This window comes from Streptococcus sp. 4886, assembly GCF_013276485.1.
Lineage (GTDB): Bacteria > Bacillota > Bacilli > Lactobacillales > Streptococcaceae > Streptococcus.
Map to the genome: position 1 here is coordinate 12,641 of NZ_VMLD01000007.1, position 11,527 is coordinate 24,167.

2 protein-coding genes are annotated in these 11,527 nt (G+C 40.6%); one reads left to right on the top strand and one right to left on the bottom strand.

All coding sequences use genetic code 11. The features are described from left to right. Positions 1 to 105: 105 nt before the first annotated feature. Positions 106 to 2,202 carry a GH92 family glycosyl hydrolase gene (locus HT679_RS02925; RefSeq protein WP_173212870.1) on the top strand — a complete coding sequence of 699 codons (2,097 nt, stop codon included), beginning with the start codon at positions 106 to 108 and terminating at the stop codon, positions 2,200 to 2,202. A gap of 113 nt (positions 2,203 to 2,315) precedes the next feature. Here the strand turns inward: HT679_RS02925 and HT679_RS02930 are convergent, their stop codons facing one another. Beyond that, positions 2,316 to 11,471: a DUF1542 domain-containing protein gene (locus tag HT679_RS02930; RefSeq protein ID WP_173212872.1), complete on the bottom strand. Its 9,156-nt coding sequence runs from the start codon at positions 11,469 to 11,471 to the stop codon at positions 2,316 to 2,318. Positions 11,472 to 11,527 lie beyond the last annotated feature (56 nt).

The following is an 11,527-nucleotide window of genomic DNA, read 5'->3' on the forward strand; positions in this document are numbered from 1 at the left end:
ACACAAATGATAGTCATTTTTCTACAAAATTGCTTTCTTTTGAACCCCATATCTAAAGGCCCTCTTTTTCTGATATAATGTAGAAAAACATCTAAAGGAAAGACTATGAAACCATTACTTGAAAGCATCGATACCCGCTTTGGAACTGCCAGCAAGCATGCCTTTTCTCGGGGAAATACCCTGCCATACACAGGCGTGCCTTTTGGGATGAATTACTTTGTGCCCCAGACCAGTGACCAGGAGGGCTCTTGGTTTTTCGATCCGCATCTGCCTATCTTTCAGGGGATTCGACTAACCCACCAGCCTAGTCCTTGGATTGGAGACTACTCTTGGCTCCTTCTGACACCTGTCACAGGCCAACTGGGTGGAGACAGCCTCTTCCATCGTCAGTCTTCCTACGATATGGATAAGGCCTCTTTCCAACCCCATTATCTGAAGATTTTCTCCCTGCGCTATCAGATTGAAACCCAGCTCACACCGACTTGCTACGGCGCTTCTATTCGTTTGAAGCAAAAGCAAGGCAAAGCCCTCTCCCTCTATCTTCACGCAGCAGATGAACTGACAGTGGAGCAGGTAGATAAGCGAACTCTGACCTTGAGACAAGAAGGAAAAACTGAGACTAACAAAAATCCGCTAAAACTATTCACTGCCCTGCAAATGAATACGGATATCCTTGCTATCAGTCAAGAAGGTGGTGACTGGCGAATTGACCTGGCAGATAGTCATGCTGAAATTCAGCTAGCGACTTCTTTCATCTCTCACTCTCAGGCTCTGCTTAATCTACCTCAAGAAGATTTTGATAACTGTAAAACAAATGCCCAAGCGGATTGGAAAAATCTCCTCCATCGTTTTGACGTTATAGAGACAGGAGAGACTGACCGAACCTTCTTTGACCACTGTCTCTACAGACTCTTCCTCTTTCCTCAGACTTTTTATGAGGTTGATGAATCAGGGCAAGCCATCCATATGGATCTGGCTACTGGAACTGTCAAGCCTGGTGTCCTCTTTAGCAACAATGGTTTCTGGGATACCTTCCGCACCACCTTCCCCCTCTTTGCCCTTATCATACCAGAGTATTATCGTCTCTTTTTAGAAGGATTTCTCAATAGCTACCGCGATACTGGTTTCCTTCCAAAATGGCTAGCTCCAGATGAACGGGGTATGATGCCAGGTACACTTTTAGACGGCATTATCGCAGATAGCGCCTGCAAGGACATGGTCCCCGACCTAGAAGAAGAACTCCTCCAAGCCATGCTTGAAACAGCCAGCAAGTCCGACCCTCTCAGCATCAATGGTCGTCACGGACTAGCCCAATACCAAGAACTAGGCTACCTCTCTACCGACCACCACGAAAGCGTCAGCCACACCCTAGACTATGCCTATAGTGACTTTTGTATCGCTAGCTGTGCTGAAAAACTAGGGAAAATAGAAATCGCTGAAACCTACAAGGCCGCATCACAAAATTACCGCCATCTATTTGATGCTGAGACAGGTTACATGCGAGCGCGAGACAATCGAGGCAACTTCCGTCCTGACTTCTCTCCTTATAGTTGGGGACGTGATTATGCCGAATGTTCAGCCATCCAAGCAACTTTAGGCGTTCTCCACGACATCCCAGACTTAAGCCAACTTATGGGTGGAAAAGAAGCCTTCAGCAACTATCTTTTGAAAACCTGTCAGGAGGCTCCCCTCTTTGAGACAATAGGCTATGGTTACGAGATTCACGAAATGAGCGAGATGGCTACTGCTCCTTTTGGGCAACTCGCCATTTCCAACCAGCCGAGCTTCCACATTCCTTATCTCTTCCGTTACAGCAACTACCCTGACTACACTGCCCTTCTTATCAAGACGCTCCGTCAGAAAGCTTTTCACCCAAGCTGGCAAGCCTATCCTGGCGATGAAGACAATGGTAGTCTCTCGGCCTGGTACATCTGGTCGGCCCTCGGATTTTATCCGACCTGTCCAGGCAAACCAAGCTATGACCTCGGAATTCCTCTCTTTGACCACCTCCGTATCTACCTAGCTAAAGAAAATAAATGGCTAGATATTCATACTGAGCAAAACCACAGCCATTTTAACTTTGTCAAAGAGTGCCGACTGGATAAGGTGCCCGTATCTAGCATTCAACACCGAGACCTCTTGAAAGCTGAGCAACTGACCTTCACCCTCAGCTGGTTGCCAAGTCATCCGTCCACTTCCTGAAATACAAAAATCTCCTAGCAGACTTTCCTGCTAGGAGATTTTCTTATGAGAGGTACTTATTTAAGCTTTGAAAATCGGATTTATTATTTGATGTTTATCAAACAATCTACCAATTAAGCTTCTTCGTCTTCTTTACGACGACGGCCTGCAAGACCAAGACCAAGTAATGCACTTGCGGCTGCTGCTACCATAGCTACAGTAGAATCTGCTGTACCTGTATTTGGCAATTCTTTAGCTGCTTTACGCGTGTTTGTTGCTGCTTCTTGGCTAGCATTAGCTGCTGCTTGAGTAGTAGCTGGAGCTGATGTTTGAGCAGCTTGGTCCTTAGCTGGAGTTGCATGATCAGTTGCTGGAGCAACTTTCGCCATGAAGTCTTCAATACGTTTAACCATTGCATCCACTTCATCTTGGTTTGCTTTCGGATCTGCAAATACTTTCTTAGCGTCTGCCAATAAGTCAGTCGCTTCTTTTGCAGTTTCTGCATCAAGCTTAGCTGATTCTTGGATGAACAATTCATCTAATTGATGGATAGCACCTTCTAACTTAGCTTTATCCACTTTTGCGTCAGTGTTAGTAGCTCCGTTATTACCAGAAGTTCCGTTACCGTTACCACTGTTATTGCCTCCACCATTTGATGGTACATATGGACGTTGTTTGAATGCGTCATCTCTTGAAATAGCTAATACTTTACCTTCTTTGGTTACAATCGTTACATTTCCTTCTTCGTCAATGTTAACCACTAAATCAGTCTTACCATTTTTAATAACTTTCATATTACCATCTTTATCGATTGTAATTGTTACGTTAGAATCTTGTGAAGTATAAACTGTGTTTCCTTGTGCATCTGTAGTTTTAAGGAAGGCATCAAGATCAAATTCATCTTTAGAGTTAATAAGATCTAAAACCATGAATTGGAATTTCTCTTTTTCTTTAGGAGTAATATTAGCAAGGTTTGCTACCGTTACTTTACTCAAGTCGAAATCAAGATTATTACCACCGTTTTTAGCTTTCGCTTCTTCTGCATTCTTCACTAGTTGTTCTTTAGAAATTGTTGCTGTAGAACCGTCTGGCATTGTTACTGTTGCGTTTCCTTGGTCGTCTACGACTACAGTTGATCCTGGGTTAACTGCTTCAATTGCTTTCTTAACAGCGTCTTTTTCGTCTTTTGTTAAGTTTTCTTTATTTCCAACTAATGTACGGATAGCTGGTGTTTTCACTTTAGCGTTCTTAGCTTCGTCAGCTAATTTTTCTGCTGGGATGACTAAGTCTGAAGCTGGAATGTTAAGAACTGTGCCATCACCTTTGGTTACTGTTGCGTTTCCTTTATCGTCTACTACTACAGTTGAACCTGGGTTGACTGCTTCTACAGCTTTCTTAACAGCTTCTTTTTCAGCATCTTTAAGTTTCTCTGAATCTGCTACTACAGTCTTAGCTGCTGGTGTGTTCGCATCGTTACCACCATTTGGTTTCGTAGCATCATCTTCAACTTTAACTAAGTCTGTTGATGGGATAACTGAAACATTACCATCTTTCACTACAGTTGCATTTCCTTGGTCGTCTACGACTACAGTTGCGCCTGGATTTGCTGCTTTAACTTTGTCTGCGATTGCTTTCTTCTCAGCTTCAGTTAAGGCATTTGGATTTGCGACTTTTGTCTTAGAGGCTGGTGTAACTGCATTGTCTTTAGCTTTTCCATCGTTCACATCTTTTTCAGATTTTGTTAAATCTGATGCTGGGATAACTGCTGTATTTCCGTTTGGAAGAGTTACTGTTGCGTTTCCTTGGTCGTCTACGACTACAGTTGAACCTGGATTGACGGCTGCTACTTTAGCTGCAATTGCATCTTTCTCATCTTTTGTTAATGAGTCTGGATTTGCAACTTTTGTCTTAGAGGCTGGTTTAACAATGTCATTTCCTGCTTTTGGTGCTTTTTCCGCATCTGCATTCTTCGTTAAGTCTGCCGCTGGAATGACCGCTGTCTTACCATTTACTGTTACTGTTGCGTTGCCTTGGTCGTCCACTACAACTTCAGCACCTGGGTTGACTGCTGCTACTTTAGCTGCAATTGCTTCTTTCTCTTTTGGAGTTAGAGCATTCGGATTTGCTACTACAGTTTTATCTGCTGGTTTAACTACGTCGTTTCCTGCGTTTGGTTTAGCTGCGTCTGCTGCTGATTTAGTTAAGTCTGATGCTGGGATTACAACTGGTTTTCCATCTTTAGGTGTAACTGTTGCATTTCCTTGGTCGTCTACTACTACAGTCGCATCTGGATTTACTGCTTTAACTTTAGCAACAATTGCATCTTTTTCGTCTTTTGTTAACGATTCTGGATTTGCTACTACAGTCTTATCGGCTGGTTTAACTACGTCGTTTCCTGCGTTTGGCTCTTTAGCTGAATCTGCTGTCTTAGTTAAATCTTTCGCTGGAATTACTGCTACTTTACCATCTTTAGTTGTTACTGTTGCGTTGCCTTGGTCATCTACAACTACAGTTGCTCCTGGATTTACAGCTTTAACTTTGTCTTCGATTGCTTTCTTAGATGCTTCTAAGTCATTTGGATCCAAGACTGTCTTATCTGCTGGTGTGTTTACATCGTTTCCTGCATTTGGCTTAGCTGCTTCTTCTGCTGTTTTCACTAAATCTTTCGCTGGGATAACCACTGTCTTACCATCTTTAGTTGTTACAGTTGCATTTCCTTGGTCATCAACAACTACAGTTTTAGCTTCTGGATTCACTTCTGCAACTTTAGCTGCGATTGCATCTTGCTCATCTTTTGTTAATGATTCTGGATTTTCTACAACTGTCTTGTCAGCTGGTTTAACTACATCGTTTCCTGCATTTGGTTCTTTAGCTGAATCTGCTGTCTTAGTTAATGCCGCCGCTGGAATGACCGCTGTCTTACCATTCACTGTTACTGTTGCGTTTCCTTTGTCGTCTACTGCTACAGTTGCACCAGGGTTAACTGCTGCTACTTTAGCCGCAATTGCTTTCTTCTCATCATCAGTTAATGAGTTTGGATCTGCTACTACAGTCTTATCTGCTGGTGTATTGACATTGTTTCCTGCATTTGGTTTCGCTGCTTCTTCTGGAGTTTTCACTAAATCATCCGCTGGAATTGTTGCAACTTCTCCATCTTTAGTTGTTACCGTTGCATTTCCTTTATCGTCAAATGCCACCTTAGCTTCTGGATTTACTGCTTTGATTGCTTCTGTAATCTTAGCTTTATCTTCGTTTGATAAATGATCTGGATCGCTTACAACTACTTTGTCAGCTGGTGTGTTAACTTTGTTTCCTGCATTTGGTTGTTTAGCTTCTTCTTGACTTGTTACTAAATCTGCCGCTGGAATTGTTGCTGTTTCCGTATTACCATCTTTATCTTCTATAGTTACCGTTGCATTTCCTTTATCATCTACGAAGATCGCTTTTGCATCTGGATTAACTTCTTTAATCTTAGCTTCAATCGCTTTTTTCTCTTCTTGAGATAATGGTTTAGTTGGATCTGCTACTACTACTTTATCCGCTGGTTTGTTAATGTTGTTTCCAGCTTTTGCATTTTTAGCTTCTTCTGCTGTTTTCACTAAATCTTTTGCTGGAATTACAAAGCTTCTACCATCTTCTGTAGTTATCGTTGCATTTCCATTGTCATCAACAACCACCGTTGAACCTGGGTTCACTTCCTCAACAGCTTTCTTAATAGCTTCTTTATCCAAGTTAGCTGGATCTGTTACTAACACTTTGTCAACAGGTTTCTTAATTAAATCTTGTTTCTCAGGTTTTAATAGATCTGCTTTTGGTTTCGCTAAGGCTTCTACAGGGATTGTTGCGATGTCTCCATTTGCATTCTTAACAGTCGCATTTCCTTTTGCGTCAAATACTACTGTTGCTCCTGGGTTAACTTCTAAGATGTTTTTCTCAATTTCTTGAATATCTTCCGCTGTTAAATTATCTCTGTCTTTCACTAGCACTCTGTCTGCTGGTGAATTGATTTTATTTCCTGCATTCACTTTAGCTTTATCAGCATCAGTCTTCGTTAAATCTTTCACTGGAATTGTTGCAGTTTTACCTTCTGGTGTTGTTACTGTCGCATTTCCATTTTCATCTACGAATACTGTTGAACCTGGATTTACTCGTTGAACCTTAGCAGCAATTTTGGCTTTAACATCATCCGTGATTTGTCCATCTTTAACGAACACTCCGTCTGCTGGTTTGTTGATTACATTACCTGCTTTTGGATCGCTTAATACTTCATCATCAGTTTTCACTAAATCATCCGCTGCGATTACAGCTGTCTTACCATCTTTAGTTGTTACTGTCGCATTTCCTTTTTCATCCACGAATACTGTTGCATCTGGGTTAACTTCTGCAACTTTAGCTTTAATAGCTTTACGGTCTTCATCAGTTAATGCATCTTTATTAGCAACTACTGTTTGATCGATAGGTTTCTTAACTGGGTTTTGTTTAGCTGGATCCAATAGATCTTTTTCAGCATTTGATTTCACTAAGGCACTTACAGGAATTGTCGCTGTAGACGATGTAGTACCGTCTTCATTTGGTACTGTTACTGTTGCGTTTCCTGCTTCGTCAAATACAACTTTAGTTCCTTCAGGGTTTACCTCTTGAATCGCTGCAGTAATCTTAGCTTTTTCAGCATCAGTTAATTCAGCTGGATTTGCTACTACTGTTCTTTCTGCTGGAGTATTTACTTCGTTTCCTGCTTTTGCAGACTCTTTAGCCGTCGGATCTTTCAATAAATCATCTACAGAAATCGTTGCTGTATTTCCTTCTGGAGTCGTTACTGTTGCGTTTCCTTGGTCATCAACAAAGACAGTCGCACCTGGGTTTACTGCTTCAACCGCTTTTTGGATTTTAGCTTTAACTTCATCTTTATTCGGTCCAACTAAATCTGCCACCGCTGCCGCTACTTTATCCGCTGGCTTGTTGATGTTGTTTCCTGCTTTTGCACCATCAACTTCTTGTGGAGATTTCACTAAGTCTTCTTTGGCGATTACTACAGTTTTTCCTTCTGGAGTTGTTACTGTTGCATTTCCTTCGTCATCAACTACGATAGTTGTCTTCGGATCTCTATTTACCTTAGCGATTTCTTTCTTAATAGCTTCTTTTTCTGCTGGAGTTAATTTACCTGCTTTCTTAACAAGTGTTTTGTCTGCTGGTTTCTTAACTTCATCTTGTTTGTCTGGGTTCCTTAAGTCAGCTGCATCTTTTGCTAAATCAGCTGCTGGAATTGTTGCTACAGCTCCATCTTTCGTTGTTACTGTTGCGTTCCCTTCTGTATCGAATGCTACTGTTGCACCTGGGTTAACTTTAAGAATTTCTGCTTTGATCTTATCTTCATCAGCCTTGATATTAGCAGGATCTGTTACAACCACTTTCGTTGCTGGAGTGTTTACTTTGTTTCCTGCATTTGGTTGAGTTGTATCTTTGATAAGATCTTCAACAGGGATTGTCGCTGTTTTACCATCTGGAGTTGTTACAGTCACATTTCCTTGGTCGTCTACGAATACTTTTGAACCTTCTGGGTTCACTGCTTTTACAGCCGCTTTGATTTTAGCTTTAACGTCTGCTTTCTTCGCATCATCAGCTAAATCAGCTTTTGTTGCTGCTACTTTATCTGCTGGTTTGTTGACGTTGTTTCCTGCTTTTTCATCTTTAGCTTCTTCTGGAGATTTCACTAAGTCAGTTACTGGAATTGTTGCTGTTTGACCGTCTGGTGTAACTACTGTTGCATTTCCTTTTGCATCAACTACTACTGTTGCATCTGGGTTTACTGCTTGAACTTTAGCCTTGATTGCTGCGATATTTTCAGGAGTTAAGGCATCTTTAGCAGCAACTACTTTGTCTACTGGTTTGTTGATGTTATTTCCTGCTTTAGCAGTTTCTTTGTCAGCTTCTTTCTTCACTAAGTCAGCTTTTGGAATCACTACAGTTTTACCTTCTGGTGTTGTTACTGTTGCGTTTCCTTTGTCATCAACTACTACAGTAGAATCTGGATTTACTGCTTCTACAGCTGCTTTAATAGCATCTTTAGCGGCACTTAAATCTGCATTTGGATCATCTACTAAAGCTGGATCCACTACTACTTTGTCTGCTGGTTTGTTGACAGCATCTTGTTTCGCTGGGTCAGCTAAGTCAGCTTTAGCTTTTACTAAATCGCTCGCTGGGATTGTTGCCACAGCTCCGTCTTTCGTTGTTACTGTTGCATTTCCTTTTTCATCTACAACAACTGTTGCATCTGGATTTACTGCTTGAATTTTAGCTTTAATAGCGTCTGTAACTTCTTGTGGTAATGGTGCATCTGTACTGTCCACCACTACTCTATCAGCTGGAGTGTTTACTTGGTTTCCACCGTTAACATTCTCTTTATCCGCATCTGATTTGACTAAATCTGCCACTGGAATTGTTGCAGTTTTACCATCTTTAGTTGTTACAGTCGCATTTCCTTGGTCATCGACTACTACTGTAGCATCTGGGTTCACTGCTTCAACTGCTGCTTTAATTCTAGCAAGTTCAGGGTCTGTTAATTGCTTACTGTTATCAACACGTACTCTGTCAGCTGGGTTGTTGATGTTGTTACCAGCTTTGGCAGTTGATGTTTCATTAGGTTTTTTAATTAAATCATCTGCGTCAATAACTGCTGTTTTACCTTCTGGTGTTGTTACAACTGCGTTTCCTTGGTCGTCAACTACTACAACTGCACCTGGATTTACAGCTTCAACTTTTGCTTTAATTTCAGCTTTTACTTTATCAAGTTTTTCTTTATTTGCTTCACCTTGTAATGCTGCAATATCTTCTACAACTGTTTGAGCATTCGGTTTATTGATGTCATCGCCACCGTTTGCTTTCTTAGCATCTTCTTCTGTCTTGAATAAGTCACCTGCTGGAATTGTCGCAATTGTTCCGTCTTTAAGAACTACTGTTGCATTTCCTTCATCGTCATATTTAACCTTAGCATCTTCACCATTCAATTTTTTCAGTTTTTCAGTTGCTTTTGCTTGAAGATCTGCATTTGTTGCATCTCCAACCAACTTATCTGCTGGCTTACGAACTCCTGCATTACCTGAATCAGGATTTGCTGCATCAGCTAATGTACGTACTAATTCTGATGCTGGGAATCCTGCTGTATTTCCTTCTGGTGTTGAAACAGTTACTGTTCCGTTATCATCAATTGTCACAACAGCATTAGGGTTTACTTCACGAACAGCTTTTTTGATGTTTTCTTTATCTGCATCTGTCAAACTTTCAGGATTTTCAACAATCACTTTATCCGTTGGACGGTTGATGTTGTTACCACCACCTGCAGTATCTAAAGCATTTACATCTTTTGTTAAATCTTCTTGTTTTAATGGTTCGGCTACTGTTTTTCCTGGTAAGGTTACTAAGGCACTTCCATCAGGACTTACTACTACTTTTGTTCCTGGAGGGTTTACCGCTTCAATCGCTTTTTTAAGTTCTGCTTGTTCTTTATCGTCTAAAGCTGTTGGATTTTTAGCAATTACCTTGTTCGCTGGTAAACGAGCAGAGTTGATGGCTTTAATCGCTGCTTCTGCTGATTTCTTAGCTTTATCAACATCGGCATTTTTCTTAGCACCATCGATTGCCTCTTCCGAAGCTTTCTTAACAGCATCTACCTCATCTTGAAGTTTCTTCTTAGCTTCTGGTGACAATGCTCCATCTTGCTCAATCTCTTGCTTTTTAGCAGCGGCTGTAGTTTCTACCGCTGTTTTAGCTTCTGGTTTTTTAGCCGCAGGTTTGGTAACACCCTCTACCTGTGTTTTTCCAGTGTCGCCAGCTGTATTGATTTCGCCTTGCTCTTGTTCAGCTGCTTCAGGCGTTTCTGCATTATCATTTTTCGCCTTAATTTCAGCTTTCTTAGCATCAGCAAATTTTTTAGCTTCTGCCTTTGCTTCTGCCTTTTCTTCCTCTGTTAGGTCAGTGCGGGCATCCATTTCTGCTTCTTTAGCTTTTAATGCTTCATCGATTTTGTCTAATGCTGCTTGTTTACCGATTGGGTTGATTTTAGCAACTTCTTTGGTTCCTTCAGCTTGTTTTTCATTTACAGTAGTTTGAGCTGCTATTGCCGCAGCTGCTGTTTCTGCTGTTGCTGGTTGTTTTTCGATTTCAGCAAGGGCTACTGCTGCCTTGTCTTCAGCATCTTTTTTAGCTTTTTCCTTCTCGGCTTGTGTTAAGCTATCATTGTTCTCAATAGCCTCCTTCTTAGCTTCCAAAGTCTTAGCGATTTCTTCTTTAGCTTTTTCTTTACCGATTGGATTTACTTTCGCTACAGCACCAGTACCTTCATCTTTACCTGCAGTTACATCTGTTGCATTTGTAGCATCAGCGATTTTTTCTAATGCTGCTGCTTTATCTTTTTCTACATCAGCAATAGCTTTATCTTGCTCAGCTTTTGATAAGTTATCATTACCTTTAATAGTTGCAATTTTCGCATCTGCTTGGTTAGTTACTTCCTCGATTGCTGGTTGTTTATCTAATTTCACAACTTTATCGACAGGAATGGTGTCTTTAGAACCATCTTTATAAGTTACTTCTAAGTTTTCTCCTTTTTGAACAACAGTATCCACTACTTTTGCAGCATCAGCTTTTTCTACTGCTGTTCCTTTTTTAGCTTCTAAGTTCTTATCTTCATTTTTCTTAGAGTATTCTAAAGGAATGTTTTCCTTAATCTTATCTAATTCAGCCTTTGGAATATTAGTGATATCTGTTACTACTGTCTTATCAGCATCAGCTAATTCTCTAATGTCATATTTCTTTGTTTGAGATTTTAATACGATGCTGAATGAACCTGGGTCAGTTGCATATGAAGAACCTTTAGCAACATTATGGATTTCTTTACCATCTGTATCTATCGCAGTTGCATAACGAGTTACTAGACGATATTCATCATTATCCCCTTTAGGGAATTTATTCTTATCAAGTCCCGCTGTATCTTTAGTTACTTTACCACCAATTTTCACAATTGCAGGATTTTCAGCTGTTGCTTCTGTTTCTGCAGTAATTGGCGTTAAAGTCATATCATATTCGTTATCCAAAACATTTGGATTAGCTGCAGTAGGACTTAAAGGTTGATTTCCACCTCTGTTAACTGTTGCAGATTTAATCTTACCTAAATCATCTGTATATTTAATGTCGATATCGATATCTTCATTAGCATAAATATAGATATCTTTTTTACCGTCTACAGAATAAGGGATTGTTACTTCTGGAGCATTGTTCGTACGTGCAAAATCAGTCAATGGTCTAGTGTCTGTTGAACCATCTTTATAGGTTACAACTACATTGTTATCAACTT